This window comes from Microbispora sp. NPDC004025 (assembly GCF_053604425.1).
This window is the reverse complement of the sequence record NZ_JBSGHN010000007.1, coordinates 31721-45721: the sequence shown is the minus strand read 5'-3', so window position 1 is coordinate 45721 and position 14001 is coordinate 31721. Positions and strand designations below refer to the sequence as shown.

Genomic DNA, 14001 nt, shown 5'->3' with positions numbered 1-14001 from the left:
GTGATTCTGACCGGGGCGGACGGCGTCCCGGCCATCAGTTATGTCGAGGACAGACGGAACGGGCTGCCGTGCGCCGACCTGATCGAGGTCGTGGGCCCGGGCGCGGCCGACGCCGTGATGACGAAGCTGCCGGGCTGGGCGGTGGCGGGGCCGGTCGACCTGGGCGAGGCGCTCGTCGCGCGCGGCGCCCGCGTCATGCGGCACGCGCACGAGATGACCTGTGAACTGGACACGGCGCCGCCCGCCGAGGCCGGGGCGCCCGACGGTTTCCGGTTCGTGCCCTGCGACCGGTCGCCCGAGAAGGTGTTCGCGGCGTGGCGGGCGGCCTATCCGCCGGGCCACCCCGACCATCGCGGCGCGGACGACACCGCCGCGCTGCGCGACATCCTCACCCCGCTGCTGGGCGGGAAGATCACCGGCGAGATCCTGCCCTGGAGCCTGCTCGCAGTCGACGGGGACGACGTGGTGGCTGGCGGCGTAGTGGTCAGTCTCTTCCACGGCCGGCCCTGGGTGGTCGAGGTCTTCCGCCACCCCGCGCGCACGCCCCCGGGCCTCGGCGCCCGCATGCTCGCCGCCGTACGGATGAGGGCGGCGGCCGGCGGATGCGAGCGGCTGGGCCTTGTCGTGACCGAGGGCAACCCGGCCAGACGTGTGTACGAACGGCTCGGCTTCACTCTGGTCGCGAGCTCGATGACCGTGGTCATCCCGAGTTGACCGTCACGAACTCCTTCAGCTCCCGCTCGTAGCGCGCGGGGTCGGCGTTCCAGGAGCCGGTGTGCCCGCCGCCGCTCGTCCGTACGAGCCTGACGATGTCGGGACGGGCCTCGGCGAACCGGAGCGCCGGGGCGACCGGCACGGTCGCGTCGCCGTCGTCCACGAAGACCAGCGTGGGAATCCTGAACTCCCGCGCGTGCCGCAGGTGGTCGACGTCGTCGAACGACATGCCGGTACGCCGCTCGACGACCCATTCGCCCACCGTCACGAGGAAGCCGGGCACGCCCATCTGCTCGGCCCCGAGGGCGATCGGCGCCCGCCAGTCGATGACCGGGCTGTCGAGGATCATGGCCTTGATCGGCTCGCCGGGCAGGTTGCGTACGGCCATCGGCACGATGCCCCCGCCCATCGACCAGCCGTACAGGACGATGCCGGTCGCGCCCTGCTTCCTGGCGTACGTGATGGCCGCGGCCACGTCCTGCCACTCGGTGGCACCGAGGTGGAACTTGCCGTCGGGGCTCGCCGGGGCGTCCTCGTCGTTGCGGTAGGTGATGCCCAGCACCGGCATCCCCAGGCTGTGGAAGACCGGCAGCACGCGCAGCGCCTCGGCCGGGCCGCCGTTGCGGCCGTGCACGGCGATCACCCAGGTCGCCGAGGTGCCCTCGGTCCGCCAGCCGGGGAAGTCGCCGAGCGGCGAGGGGATCTTCACGTCCCGGTACGGCACGCCGGCGGCGGCCGGGGTCGCGTGACCCCACATCCAGCGGTCGAAGTAGGCGCGCACCCCGGGACGCAGCTCACCGCGGACGACCTCGGTGACCTTCCTGGTCACCGTGCCCGGCCCGGCCACGATCGCCGGTCCCAGCACGGCGTTGCCGTCGGCCCAGGTCAGGCCGTACGTGCCGGGGGCGTCCGTGTCGGTGCCGCCCTTGATCGTGACCTGGTCGCCGCTGACGGCCGTCACCTCCAGGGGATAGCCGGAGGTGTGGTCGGGGTCGATCACGAGCCCGGAGTAGTACCACCCCGCGCCGCCGACGGCGGTCACCGCGAGCACCACGACGACGGCGAGCGTCCACAGCAGGCGGCGCCGCCATCGTGTCGTCCTGCGCATGCCCAGAATCTACTGGGCGTTTTGCTCTTCTTTAAGTGCGCGGGCGGTGGTTCACGTGCGGATGACGCCTTTCGTGCGCATGAGGAACTCGCCTAGGTAGGCGTCGTGCGGGACCCACGGCGGCATCCGGTAAGTGGGGGTGTCGCCCAGGTAGACGTTCCTGATCGACGGGTCCTCCACGAGGCGGTCGATCAGTTCGTCGTCCTCCGTGATCGCGGTCAGCACGAGCGTGTTCCGCAGCGGCTCGATGCCGTCCGCCCGGCTCCAGGGCGCGAACCACACACAGGGGAAGGACAACTCGATGCCCGTCTGCGGCGCGTCCGGCCGGTCCACCCGGAAGACGGCCGGGCGCAGCACCCCGCTGCCGTCGCCGAGCTCGTCCACCACGCCGTCGCCGCCGAGCACCGGCGTCGCGCCGTCCACGTGGTCGAGCAGGTACTTCTCGATCGCGCGCGCGTCCGCGACCGGCTGGACGGGCAGCACCGCGCCCTCGTCCTCCGGCGGCAGGCTCGGGATCGCGGCGAGTCGTTCCGCGACGGCCTCGGCCACCGGCGCGGGATCGCCCTCCACGAAGACGGCGGTCGTGTTCACGCAGGCCGTCCCCCCGAATGCGCTGACCGAGTCCACGATCGTGCCGAGGTGGGACTCCCAGTCGCCCTCGGTGAGCAGGATCTTGGATCGTCCCGGGCCCTGCGGCAGCACCCTGACGTCGTTGCCGTACTTGTTCACGACCTCCTCGCCGCCGTACACCATGGCGAGGTCCGCGTCGCGGATGATGTCGTCGGCCACCGCGTAGTCGGTCGGCAGGAGCACCACCTGGTCCTCGCCGAACCCCGACTCCCGCAGCGCCGTGATCAGGCGGTGCGGGGTGAACGGCTCGCGCCGCGAGGGCCGCACCGCGACCCGGTAGCCGAGCGCCAGGGCCTCCAGCCACAACGTGTGCACCCCCGGGTGGTTGCCTGCGGCGTGCACGGCGAAGACGTCGCCGCGCCGGGTCCAGACCGCGTGGCCGTCGCAGGTGAGCGGGTCACGCCAGTCGTCCACCGCGCCCTGCGGCCGGGCGTGCCGGGTGGTGCGGTACGCCTCGCCGGCGCGCCGCCCGATGCCCGCGGTCGCCGAACGGACCACGGCGATCGGCATGCCCGAGACGCGGCTGACGATGTGCTGGTACTCCTCCGCCGGAATGCCGCTCACCGTGCCGGTCGCGAACAGCCGTCCCGCGCGGGCGAGGGCCGCCGCGCGATCGTGGGGCGGCGCGGTCCGCGCCTCGCGCAGGGCCGCCATCGTCCGCTGGACGAACAGGCGCGGCACCAGGCTCAGCTCGGCGACCGGCGCCCCGGTCAGCTCCGTGATCGTCTGCCGGCTGCGGCTGTGGTACGGCCCGCCCGCGCCCAGGGCGTCGAGCAGGATCAGCTCCTCCATCTAGTACACCCCCTCGATGACCGGTTCGTTGTCGAAGGTGGGGAGCGGGCCGACGTCGGCGACGGAGTCGCCCATCTGTCCCGGCGGCGGCGCCACGCGGGTGGCCAGGTCGCGTTCGAGGTTGTTGGGCAGCAGGAAGCTCTTGCTGACGTGGTGCATCACCACCTGACCGCGGTCGCCGTACCGGGCGACCTCGCCGGTCTCCTGGTCCACCACGGAGAACGTGATGTAGGGCGAGAACGTGTCGAAGACGACGATGTCCTCCTCCGGCGAAGTGACGCGCTCGGCCAGGCCGCCGAGGATCATCGTGCTGCCGTACGTGCCGTACAGCTTGACGCCGGGGAACACCTCGGTGCGGAGCAGATAGCGCGTGTCGGGGTCCATGTGGGCCCCGCCCCAGCTGATCGCGGCGATCTTCGCGTTGATCAGGTCGACGAGCGCGTTCCTGCGGGCCAGCCGGATCAGCAGCGGCGGCGTGGTCACCAGCACCCGCACGTCCTGCGTCTCCAGGATGTAGGCGCTCTGGTCGATCAGGTGCTCGGCGTAGCGCTCGGCCTCGTCGGCGCGGCCCTCGGCGATGCATCTCTTGACCCACCGGGGGTCCATGTCGACGGTGAACCGGATGCCGCCCCGTCGCGCGGCCTGCCAGCGGACCAGTTCGCCGAAGACGTGCGGCCCGGTCGGTCCGAGCGCCAGCCAGTGGCCGCTCTCGGGGTAGCCCCTGGCCTGCAGGTCCTGCTCGGTCCGGTGCATCAGCCGTTCCAGCCAGTCCCGCAGCACCACGACGCGTTTGGGCGGTCCGGTCGTCCCGCCGCTCTCGAACACGCCGACGACGTCGGCGTCCGGGCCGTAGCCCCGGGGAATGAGGTCCTCCACCCGGACATCGCGCAGCTCGTTGGCCACGTTGGGAAAGCGGCGCAGGTCGTCGAAGGTGCGCACGTCCTCGCGCGGGTCGAAGCCGAGGGTCTTCGCCCGCTCCAGCCAGTACGGCGAGCCGGTCTCGGGGCTGAAATGCCACCGCATGGCGGCCTCGATGAACTCCGGGCCCTCCGGGACCTGGTCGAGCGGGCAATCGAGAATCTGTTCCGGTGCCATATCCCGCCCCTTTGGCTTGGAAATGCCCTGAAAAGCCAGGCTATTTCCGTGTGATTCGCCACCGGGTCAAGAGAATCCGGGACTGGGCAAAAGACTGCGCGAGACGGGCCTCCGCCGCCGCGGGGTGTCAGGGCCGCGGGGAGGTCCGCTGCCAGGGCCTGCCCTGGCCTCTGCCGGTCCCCGCCCGGCACTTCGGGCACACCCGTCGCACCTCGTCGGCCGCCCCGCCCGACTCGGGGAAGGAGTCCGGCCAGGGGATGTGGTGGAACCGGTACAGCCGCGACCGGCTGAGCGCGAGCCCGCACACGGTCTGGTTGGTCCCGGGCCACCACGCGTGCGCCTCACCGGCCGGTTTGCGTACGCCGTCCTCGTCCCGCCACTCGCCGGAGGCCGCCACGGAAGGCTCCCCACGCGGCATCGCGCGCCTCCTTCCGCCTCGCCTCCGCCCCAACGTGCCCACGCCCGGAGCGGCCAATCACGGCGTCACGTTCCGCCCCCGGCTACCCTCCGCCACCCCCGGTGAGGACACGCAGGGCGACGCGGGGACGCAGCAGGGCCGGGGTCGGGTCGAGGTAGCCCGCCACGCGCCAGAAGGCGTCGGCCACGGCCACGTCGGTCGCGCCCACGCGGTGCAGCCGCGACACGTAGCGGTTGATCAGACGGGTGAGGAGCGGGCGGGGTCCGGTGATCTCGGGCAGGGCGAGGTCGCCCGCGGCGGACAGCTGCCAGGCCGGATCGATGACCTTCGCGGCCGCGCGGTAGAAGCGGTGGGCCAGGTCGCCGCGCCCGGTGGCGAGACAGGCCCGCAGGGCTTCGGCCTGGAGAGACGCCACGGTCATGCCCTGACCGTAGATGGGGTTGAAGCTGCACAGGCCGTCTCCGAAGACGAGCAGACCCTCCGGGTACGCGGACAGCTTCTCGTACCGCCGGCGGACGCTGGAGGGGAAGGCGTGGGTGACCGGATCGGAGAGGCGCTCCGACCTCACGATGACGTCGTGGACGTCGCGTGGGGCGATGGTCCCGGCGAAGTCGACCAGCGCGCCGGGGTCGGTGGGCGGATGGTCGCCCGCCATGCCGGCGACGGTGAGCAGCCATCGGTCTCCCTCGCACGCCATGAAGGCCATCCCGCGCGTACGGCCGGGGACCGGGCCCACGAGGATGCCCTGCTCGGGCGCGAGGGCGCCGGGGGGCGTACGGAAGAAACAGCTCACGTACTTGATGCCCACCTTGATGCGTTCCTCCGCCGGGGCGGGATAGCCCAGCCGGGCGACCCACTCGACGGACCGGCCCGACCGGCCGAGGGCGTCGACCACCAGGTCGGCCTCGACGGTCTCCTCCCGGCCGCCGGCGCCGGAGCGGCGGACGAAGCGGGCGCCGGTGACCCGGCCCGCCGAGGCGACCAGGCCGGAGACGTCGCAGCCCTGGACGAACTCCACACCGGGCAGGGCGGCGACCCGGCGGCGTACGGCGTGTTCCAGGGTGGCGCGGGTGGGCTGGAGCATGGTCGGCCCGGGACGGCCGCGGGTCAGCCGGTGGCCGGAGACGACGAACCTGATCTGCCGGGCCAGCTGGGTGTGCGGCACCCCGGCCAGGCCGAGCTCGCCGGCGAGACCCGGGAAGAACGAGCCGAGGACCTGGGAACCGCGCGGGAGCAGGACGTGGACGTGCCGCCCCTGCGGCACGCCGCGCCGGTTCAGCGGCTCGGCGGGGAGCTCGTCCCGTTCCAGCAGCGTCACCCGGGCGTACGTCTCGGTGAGCGCCCGTGCGGCGAGCAGGCCGCCCATGCTCGCCCCGAGCACCACGGCGTGACCGGCCCTACGTTCCATCGCGCACCCCTGCCGCCGGAGAACATGCCAGCGTCATTGTCCGGGCGGCCACCCGAGGCGTGAATCCGCGAAAGTGCGGTCTTGTCCGTCCTCCGCGTACGGCGAACCGGTGACGGCGCGCCGCGAAAATGGAGTGCCGGGCCCGGAAGGCGGCATGTAGCCTCTCCGCGCGCGAAGTCGGGAAGGGGACAGCTGGTGGGGCACGTCGAGGTCGGGCATCTGACGCATGTGCTGCCGGACGGCAGGATGCTGCTGAACGACGTGTCGTTCCGCGTGGGGGAGGGCGTCAAGGCGGCCCTGGTCGGTCCGAACGGCGCGGGCAAGACGACGCTGCTGCGGATGATCGCGGGCGATCTCCAGCCGGTCGAGGGCACCGTGGCCCATTCGGGCGGTCTCGGGGTGATGCGGCAGTTCGTCGGCAACATCCGGGACGGCCGTACGGTCCAGGACCTGCTGCTCAGCGTCGCGCCCGAGCGCGTCAGGACGGCGGCGGAACGGCTCCACGCCGCCGAGCTCGTGATGATGGAGCGCGACGACGAGAAGACCCAGATGCGGTACGCCCAGGCGATCACCGACTACGGCGACGCCGGAGGCTACGACATCGAGGTGCTCTGGGACGCCTGCGCGATGGCCGCCCTCGGCGCGCCGTACGACCGGGTGAAATATCGCGAGGTCGCCACGCTGTCCGGCGGCGAGCAGAAGAGGCTGGTGCTGGAGGCGCTGCTGCGCGGCCCCGACCAGGTGCTGCTGCTCGACGAGCCCGACAACTACCTCGACGTGCCGGGCAAGGTGTGGCTGGAGACGGCGCTGCGCGAGACGCCCAAGACCGTGCTGCTGGTCTCCCACGACCGCCAGCTGCTCGCCAACGCCGCCGACCGGATCGTCACGGTCGAGTCCGGCAACGTCTGGATCCACGGCGGCGGCTTCACGACGTACGCGGAGGCGCGGCGGGAGCGCAACGAGCGGCTCGACGAGCTGCGCAGGCGCTGGGACGAGGAGCACGCCAAGCTCAGGCGCCTGGTGGTCATGCTCAAGCAGAAGGCCACCTACAACGACGGCATGGCCCCCGCCTACCACGCCGCCCAGACCCGGCTGCGCCGGTTCGAGGAGGCCGGGCCGCCGGAGGTCGCGCCGAAGGACCAGGTCATCAGCATGCGGCTGCGCGGCGGCCGTACGGGCAAGCGGGCGGTGATGTGCGAGGCCCTGGAGCTGACGGGCCTCATGAAGCCCTTCGACCTCGAGGTCTGGTACGGCGAGCGGGTGGCCGTCCTCGGCTCCAACGGCTCCGGCAAGTCGCACTTCCTGCGGCTGCTCGCGGGGGAGGGCGTGCGGCACACCGGGACCGTCAGGCTCGGCGCGCGGGTGGTCCCCGGGCACTTCGCCCAGACCCACGCCCGGCCGGAACTCATCGGCCGTACGCCCTGCGAGATCGTCATGACCGAGCACGCCCGGCTGAAGAACGAGGCGATGAAGGCGCTGGCCCGCTACGAGCTCGCCGGCCGGGTCGCCGAGCAGCGGTTCGACACTTTGTCGGGCGGCCAGCAGGCCCGGCTGCAGATCCTGCTGCTCGAACTGTCCGGCGCCACGCTGCTGCTGCTCGACGAGCCGACCGACAACCTCGACCTGGCCAGCGCCGAGGCCCTGCAGCAGGGCCTGGACGCCTTCGCGGGCACCGTGCTGGCGGTGACCCACGACCGCTGGTTCGCCTCCGACTTCGACCGCTACCTCGTCTTCGGGTCGGACGGCAGGGTCTACGAGTCGCCCGAGCCCGTCTGGGACGAGACCCGGGTGGTCCGGCCCCGATAGACGGGCGGTAAAGATACCGGCGGGATCGCGCGTGTCCCGGAGGCGGCGTCCCATTCAGGGGTTATGACGGCTAAGTGACGCGACGTTGCCACATGACCGCCGCACTCGCCATCGCCGCGCTGGCGATGGCGTCGTGCGCGAGGAATGACAATCAGGAGGGCCCGCGACCGCTGGCCCTGAAGGAACAGGTGTCCTCGATCGTGCGCTCGGGGGCCGGATACGCGGTGAGCTGGGCGGGGGTGCTGAGCAACCCCAACCGCTGGCATTTCGGGGAGAACGCCGTCGCCGTGGTCACGGCGGTCGACGCCGGCGGCAAGGAGGTCGTGCACCTGGAACAGCCGCTGGACGCGGTGCCGCCCGGCCGCCCGCTGGCCTTCAGCGGCCAGGTCACGGCCACCGCCCAGCCGGTCCGTGTGAAGATCGACTACCGTCCCGCCTCGTGGCGGCCGATCCCGCGCACCCCGTCTGCGTTCCTCAAGTTCCCGATCTCGGACGTCCGTACGGACAAGCTGAAGAACGGGTCCTACCTCGTCACCGGCTACGTGCTGGACCCGTTCCGCAAGCCCGTCGCCGGCCTCGCCGTCACGGCCCTGCTGCGCGACGCCGCGGGCACGCTCGTCGGCGGGGCCACGTCGTACGTGGACGACGCGCGGCCGGGCGCCAGGAGCCGGTTCGTCATCACCGTCGAGGGTGTGCGCGGCTCCGTCGAAGCGACCGACGTGCAGGCCACGACCTGGGGCTCGACCGCCAAGACGTACGAGGAGCTGGCCGGGGCCGGGGCCGTCCCGCTGCACACGGTCGCGCCGACGACGGAGCCGTTCGCCAAGGACCGCGGGTATCCGGCGCCGGGCGACCGGCGCCAGTGAACGGCCCACTGCCGATCTTGACGGGGCGGGCGGGTTACCGTAGCGGGATGGCCAACCCCAGGATCGTGCTGTTCGGAGCCACCGGTTTCACCGGCAGGCTCACCGCCGAGGCGCTCGTCGCGCGCGGGGTCCGGCCGCTGCTGGCGGGCCGGGACCAGACGCGGCTGACCGCCCTCGCCGACTCGCTGGGCGGCGACGTGTCGGTCGCGGTCGCCGACGTCGGCCGCCCCGAGTCCGTACGCCGGATCGTCGCGCGCGGCGACGTGCTGATCTCGACGGTCGGCCCGTTCGTCCGGTGGGGGGAGGCCGCGGTCGCCGCCGCGACGGAGGCGGGCGCGGTCTACCTGGACACCACCGGAGAGCCCACGTTCATCAAGCGGATCTTCCAGCGGTACGGCCCCGCCGCGGCGGCCAGGGGCGCCGCCCTGATCACCGCCTTCGGGTACGACTACGTGCCCGGCAACCTCGCCGCGGCCCTGGCGCTGGGCAAGGCCGGGCCGGGGGCCGTTCGCGTGGACGTCGGCTACTTCGTGGAGGGAGGCATGGCGCGCCGCGCGAGCGCGGGGACCCGCGCCTCGGCCCTGGGAATGATCCTCGAACCGATGTACGGCTTCCGCGAGGGCCGCATCGTCCCCGAGCACGGCCGCACCCGCAGGTTCGTCGTGGACGGCCGGGTCCGGCACGGCCTGTCCATCGGCGCCTCCGAGCACTTCACGCTGCCGCCCGCGCACGCCGGTCTGCGTGAGGTGAACGTCTATCTCGGCTGGCTGGGCGGCCTCACCAGGGTCGCGGGCGTGCTGGTCAAGGCGACGCCCGTCATCGGCGCGGTGCCCGGGGTCCGGCGGGCGACCGAGGCGCTCGCCGACCGGGTGCTGCGTACGGGCGGGGGCGGCGCGCCGGCGGGGACGGGCGTGTCGTCGCGCATCGTGGCCGAGGCCTACGACGCGGAAGGCCGCCGCCTGGCCGCCGTCCACGTCGCCGGCGGCGACCCGTACGAATTCACGGCCGGCGTGCTGGCCTGGGGGGCGGCGACGGCGCTCGCGAAGGGCGTGCACGGCACCGGCGCCCTGGGGCCCGTGGACGCCTTCGGGCTGGAGAATCTCGCCCGGGGGTGCGCCGAGGCGGGAATGACCGTACGAGAGTGACGGCGTCCGTACGACTGACCGGATTTATCGTGATTGATTGCCTAATAAGACGGTGAATCGCGGCAGTTCGTTTGGATGGCGGAGCGTAAAAGTCCGCGGGGTAGTTACGCGACTTCGCCTGAATGGGTGGAGCGGGGAGTTACCGAGCATTTACGCTCCGTTATATGAATGATGGCGTCCTGGTCGAGGCATTGCGAGCCCGGGATCCGGGAGCGCTGGCCGCCCTTTACGACACATACGCGGAGAACCTTTACCGGTACTGCCGCACGTTGCTGGCCGGGCCCGACGCCGCCCAGGTCGCGCTGCGTGACACGCTGATCGCCGCGGAGGCCCTCGTCGGCTCGCTGGCCGATCCGCACGGGTTCCGTCCCTGGCTGTACGCCCTGGCCCGGGGCGAGTGCATGCGCCGCCGCACGCCCGGACCGGAGGACGATCCCGGCACCGGGCCGATTCCCGTCGCCACCGTGCCCTTTCCCGGCATCGCGGCCGACGGCGCGACGGCCGAAGGGGCCGACCTGCGCATCGTCGCCGGCAGCGCCGTGGGGGCGCTGTCCCCCGAGGACCGGGAGGTGCTCGAACTCACCGCCAGGCACGGGATGACCGGTCAGGACCTGGCCGCCGTGCTCGGCACGGGGGAGCGGTACGCCGAAGGGCTCCTCGACGCGGCCACCGAACGCCTGCGTGAGACGCTGACCGCCGAGATCCTGGCCAGGCGCGCCGCCCACGACTGCGAGCGGGCGTCCGCCATCCTCGCGGGGTTCACGGGAGAGCTCACCCCGCAGGCACGGGCCCAGCTGATCCGGCACCTCGCGCGGTGCGAGACCTGCGGGCGTCAGCGTGTCCGGCAGGTCTCCGCGGCCAAGGTGTTCGGGCTGCTCCCCCAGGTCGCCCTGCCGGAGACGCTGCGGGTGCGGGTGCTCAGCAGCTTCATCGACCCCGAGCTCGTGCCCTACCGGCGCTACGTCGCCAAGCGCGTGGGCAGGCTGAACGCCGCGGGCTTCCCGAGGGCCGGCCGCCGCGAGGGCCGGCTGGCGCAGGCCGTGGCCGGCGCCGTGGCCGCGCTGGCGGCGGTGGCGACGATCGCGCTCGTGTTCGCCCAGTTCGCCGGAGACCTGCGCGAGCAGGCCGCCGACACGATCGCCCCGCATCGGCTCCCCACGGCCGAGGCCCCGGTCAGCCCGTCCGCCGACACCGCGTCAGGGGAGGGATCCGAGGACGCGGCCGAGAAGGTGGCAGGGCGCTCGCCCGCGCCCCCGGCCTCCCGGGATCTGGCCGAGCCCGTCGCGCCTGTCGCGCCCGTGAGGCCGGTCGCCCTGCCGCGCCCGGCGCCCCTGCCCCCACCCGCGCCACCCTCCGCCGGACGGCCGCACCGTCCCGCGCCGCCGGTGAGACCGCCAGTGAGACCGCCGGTGGGATCGCCGGTGCGACCGCCAGTGGGATCACCGGTGCGCCCCTCCGGCGGGCCGTCCGCCACCGTGCCGAATCCGGGGGCCTCGCCGTCCGGCCCGACACCCGTGCCCACCATCACTCCCGTCACCCCCGGCACTGAGCCCAGCCCCGGCGGCTCCGGCTCCGATGGGCAGGGCTCCGGCGGTCCCGGCTCCGGCCGGCCGCCGAGGGGCGGGCCACCGCCGGCGCACTGGCCGGGACACCGCCCGCCCTGGCGCGACCACCAGCACCACCCCCGTCCCCACCGGGAGTGCCCGCCGACTCCCGCGCCGTCCCACGGGCCCTCCGGTGACCATGCCTGGCCCCCGGCCGTTCCGCCCGTACGCGGAGGACACGGCGGTGGGCACGGCGGTGGGCACGGCGGAGGACACGGCGGAGGACACGGCGGTGGGCACGGCGGCGGGCGCGAGGCCCGGGGCGCCGGAGACGGCGGCCGTTCCCTCCCCGGGCCGCGGCCCGCCCGGTACGGCGGCGCCGCCCACGAGCGCCCGGGCCGCGGAGAGACCGCCCGCGGTGAGTCCGGCGGGGACGGCTCGCGCCGTGACGGCCCGGGCCGCGGCAGGGACGGCTATCCGCCGGACGTACGCGCCCGGGAAGACGCCCCGGAAGGCGCCGGGCATCGTGGCGCGACCGGCGGCCCCGCGGCCGGAAGTTCCGGCGGGCCCGGAGGAGCCGGACGTCCCGGAGGATCCGGAGGCGGGCACGGTCCCGCCGGCGGCTCGTCTGCGGCCGGCCCGAAGGCCACATAGAGGGTCTTTTCGGACACCGGCCCACCTCTTTCCCTGCCTTATCGGGACGACCCACCACATAGGTCGATTACTAGGCGTGGCTTAGATGTGTACGGAGAGTAGTCGCCGGGAAGTGAGGGGAGTGGAGCAAGGAAGGGGAAGTAATGCCACTCCTCAGAGCGTCGGGGCTGGTCGCCGGGCTCGGGTCAAGCCTCGTCCTGACCTTGGGGGCGCCGGCCGGAGCCGATCCGAAGCCGTCGGCCAAGGACGTCGCCAAGGCGCGGCAGCAGGTGCAGGAGCGCGTACGGGAACTGGGCAGGGCCGAGGCCGATCTCGCGGCCGCGCAGGCCGGCAAGGAGACGCTGAACGCCGAGGCCGAGCGGCTCGTGGAGGCCTACAACGGGGAGCTCGTCCAGCTCGAGCAGGCGCGTACCGCGTACGAGCAGTCGGCGCGGCGGGCTCGCCAGGCGGCCGGCCAGGTCGAGCGGCTGCGCGGCGAGGTGGCCGCGAGGGTGGCCGAAGCGTACGGCGGGCTGCGGCTGTCGCCGTCCACCGCGGCGATGCTCGGCGGCCTGAGCGACATGCGCGGCTTCCTGCGAAGAGCGAGCGTGCTGACGCAGCTGGGCGACGAACAGGTCGCCACGCTGCAACGCCTGGAAGACGCGCAGCAGGTCTTCGAGATCCTCCGAGAACAGGCGGCCCGCGCCTACTCCGAGCAGTCGCGCAGCACCGACGAGGTGCGGCAGGCGAAGGACGCGGCACAGCGGGCCGTCGAGGAACAGCTCGAACAGACCCAGCGCTTCGAGCAGGAGAAAGCGGAGATCTCCAAACGGCTGGAGGTCGCCCGTGACCGTGTGGACGAGCTGAAACAGGCCAGGACCAAAGCCCGGCAGTCCGCCAGGAGGGTCTCCCTCCCCGTCCGCAGAAGCCTGGCGGTGCCGGCGTGGACGGGGCGGCTCGGGTCGGGGCCCGGCCAGCAGGCCGCCCAGTGGGCGCTCAAACAGATCGGCAAGCCGTACGTGTGGGCCGCCGCGGGCCCGTCGGGGTTCGACTGCTCGGGGCTGACGATGCGGGCCTGGCAGCGGGCCGGAGTGTCACTCGATCACTGGACCGGCACGCAGTGGACCTCGGGACGGCACGTCCCCCTCAAGGAACTGCGCACCGGCGACCTCATCTTCTACGGCCAATTGAGCCGCAATCCCGGCACCATCCATCACGTGGGCATCTACATCGGGCGCGGCATGATGGTCCACGCCCCCCAGACGGGGGACGTGGTGCGCATCTCGCCCATCTGGCGCCATGATCTCGTCGGCGCCACCCGGCCCGGCTGATCAGTGCTCCTGGTGCCCGGTCTCCTGGAACCGCTTGATGCTCGCGAGGATCTCGGCCTCGGCCTCGACGCGCCCGACCCAGTTGGCGCCCTCGACGGACTTGCCGGGCTCCAGGTCCTTGTAGACCTCGAAGAAGTGCTGGATCTCCAGCCGGTCGAACTCGGCGACGTGGTGGATGTCGCGGATGTGCTCCATCCGCGGATCGGTCGCCGGGACGCACAGGACCTTGTCGTCGCCGCCCTTCTCGTCGGTCATCCGGAACATCCCGACCGCACGGCAGCTGATCAGACAGCCGGGAAAGGTCGGCTCCTGGAGCAGTACGAGCGCGTCGAGCGGGTCGCCGTCCTCGCCGAGGGTGTTCTCGATGAACCCGTAGTCGGCGGGGTACTGGGTCGAGGTGAAAAGCAGGCGATCCAGACGTATGCGGCCGGTCTTGTGGTCAACCTCGTACTTGTTCCGTTGTCCCTTGGGAATCTCAACGACAACGTCGAACTCCACTCGTTCCTCCGCA

Annotated in this window: 12 protein-coding genes; 6 read left to right on the top strand and 6 right to left on the bottom strand. The window is 72.8% G+C overall.

The genetic code is table 11. The features are described 5' to 3' along the window. Positions 1 to 714, top strand: coding sequence for a GNAT family N-acetyltransferase (locus ACWEQG_RS19375; protein WP_452286394.1), 714 nt, complete (start codon positions 1 to 3; stop codon positions 712 to 714). Here ACWEQG_RS19375 and ACWEQG_RS19370 read toward each other — a convergent pair. The 5 genes from ACWEQG_RS19370 to ACWEQG_RS19350 all read right to left on the bottom strand — a co-directional run bounded on the left by ACWEQG_RS19370 (position 701) and on the right by ACWEQG_RS19350 (position 6165). Further along, a complete protein-coding gene (locus tag ACWEQG_RS19370; RefSeq protein WP_452286392.1) occupies positions 701 to 1822 on the bottom strand; it encodes an alpha/beta hydrolase family protein in 1122 nt (373 codons plus the stop codon). The genes ACWEQG_RS19375 and ACWEQG_RS19370 overlap by 14 nt on opposite strands. A 51-nt stretch (positions 1823 to 1873) precedes the next feature. After that, positions 1874 to 3244 carry an aldehyde dehydrogenase family protein gene (locus ACWEQG_RS19365; RefSeq protein WP_452286391.1) on the bottom strand — a complete coding sequence of 457 codons (1371 nt, stop codon included), beginning with the start codon at positions 3242 to 3244 and terminating at the stop codon, positions 1874 to 1876. Continuing rightward, complete coding sequence (locus ACWEQG_RS19360; protein ID WP_452286389.1) at positions 3245 to 4339, bottom strand: phenazine antibiotic biosynthesis protein; 1095 nt, start codon at positions 4337 to 4339, stop codon at positions 3245 to 3247. Between the two features lie 127 nt (positions 4340 to 4466). Then, a complete protein-coding gene (locus ACWEQG_RS19355; protein WP_363468372.1) occupies positions 4467 to 4757 on the bottom strand; it encodes a hypothetical protein in 291 nt (96 codons plus the stop codon). Positions 4758 to 4839: 82 nt separating this feature from the next. Further along, the gene (locus ACWEQG_RS19350; protein ID WP_452286387.1) at positions 4840 to 6165 is read right to left on the bottom strand and encodes an FAD-dependent oxidoreductase; all 1326 of its coding nucleotides are present in this window, start codon (positions 6163 to 6165) and stop codon (positions 4840 to 4842) included. A gap of 195 nt (positions 6166 to 6360) precedes the next feature. Between ACWEQG_RS19350 and ACWEQG_RS19345 the strand changes: the two genes are divergently transcribed. The 5 genes from ACWEQG_RS19345 (at position 6361) to ACWEQG_RS19325 (ending at position 13490) form a co-directional block, all read left to right on the top strand. Then, on the top strand, positions 6361 to 7971 hold the full coding sequence (locus ACWEQG_RS19345) for an ABC-F family ATP-binding cassette domain-containing protein (RefSeq protein WP_452286385.1): 1611 nt from the start codon (positions 6361 to 6363) through the stop codon (positions 7969 to 7971). 92 nt (positions 7972 to 8063) lie between these two features. After that, positions 8064 to 8837, top strand: a complete 774-nt coding sequence (locus tag ACWEQG_RS19340; protein ID WP_363468366.1) for a hypothetical protein — start codon at positions 8064 to 8066, stop codon at positions 8835 to 8837. A gap of 47 nt (positions 8838 to 8884) precedes the next feature. Beyond that, positions 8885 to 9982: a saccharopine dehydrogenase NADP-binding domain-containing protein gene (locus ACWEQG_RS19335; protein WP_452286383.1), complete on the top strand. Its 1098-nt coding sequence runs from the start codon at positions 8885 to 8887 to the stop codon at positions 9980 to 9982. A 164-nt stretch (positions 9983 to 10146) separates the two neighbouring features. After that, positions 10147 to 12180, top strand: coding sequence for a hypothetical protein (locus tag ACWEQG_RS19330; protein ID WP_452286381.1), 2034 nt, complete (start codon positions 10147 to 10149; stop codon positions 12178 to 12180). Between the two features lie 143 nt (positions 12181 to 12323). Continuing rightward, complete coding sequence (locus ACWEQG_RS19325; RefSeq protein ID WP_452286379.1) at positions 12324 to 13490, top strand: NlpC/P60 family protein; 1167 nt, start codon at positions 12324 to 12326, stop codon at positions 13488 to 13490. On the opposite strand, the gene ACWEQG_RS19320 is transcribed toward ACWEQG_RS19325, so the two are convergent. Then, positions 13491 to 13988 carry an inorganic diphosphatase gene (locus ACWEQG_RS19320; RefSeq protein ID WP_363468358.1) on the bottom strand — a complete coding sequence of 166 codons (498 nt, stop codon included), beginning with the start codon at positions 13986 to 13988 and terminating at the stop codon, positions 13491 to 13493. Positions 13989 to 14001: the final 13 nt, after the last annotated feature.

Bases quoted from the DNA above. Each gene is read 5' to 3' on its own strand.
- ACWEQG_RS19325 (WP_452286379.1), top strand. From the start codon at position 12,324: ATGCCACTCCTCAGAGCGTCGGGGCTGGTCGCCGGGCTCGGGTCAAGC.
- ACWEQG_RS19360 (WP_452286389.1), bottom strand. From the start codon at position 4,339: ATGGCACCGGAACAGATTCTCGATTGCCCGCTCGACCAGGTCCCGGAG.
- ACWEQG_RS19335 (WP_452286383.1), top strand. From the start codon at position 8,885: ATGGCCAACCCCAGGATCGTGCTGTTCGGAGCCACCGGTTTCACCGGC.
- ACWEQG_RS19330 (WP_452286381.1), top strand. From the start codon at position 10,147: ATGAATGATGGCGTCCTGGTCGAGGCATTGCGAGCCCGGGATCCGGGA.
- ACWEQG_RS19340 (WP_363468366.1), top strand. From the start codon at position 8,064: ATGACCGCCGCACTCGCCATCGCCGCGCTGGCGATGGCGTCGTGCGCG.
- ACWEQG_RS19350 (WP_452286387.1), bottom strand. From the start codon at position 6,165: ATGGAACGTAGGGCCGGTCACGCCGTGGTGCTCGGGGCGAGCATGGGC.
- ACWEQG_RS19365 (WP_452286391.1), bottom strand. From the start codon at position 3,244: ATGGAGGAGCTGATCCTGCTCGACGCCCTGGGCGCGGGCGGGCCGTAC.
- ACWEQG_RS19370 (WP_452286392.1), bottom strand. From the start codon at position 1,822: ATGCGCAGGACGACACGATGGCGGCGCCGCCTGCTGTGGACGCTCGCC.
- ACWEQG_RS19355 (WP_363468372.1), bottom strand. From the start codon at position 4,757: ATGCCGCGTGGGGAGCCTTCCGTGGCGGCCTCCGGCGAGTGGCGGGAC.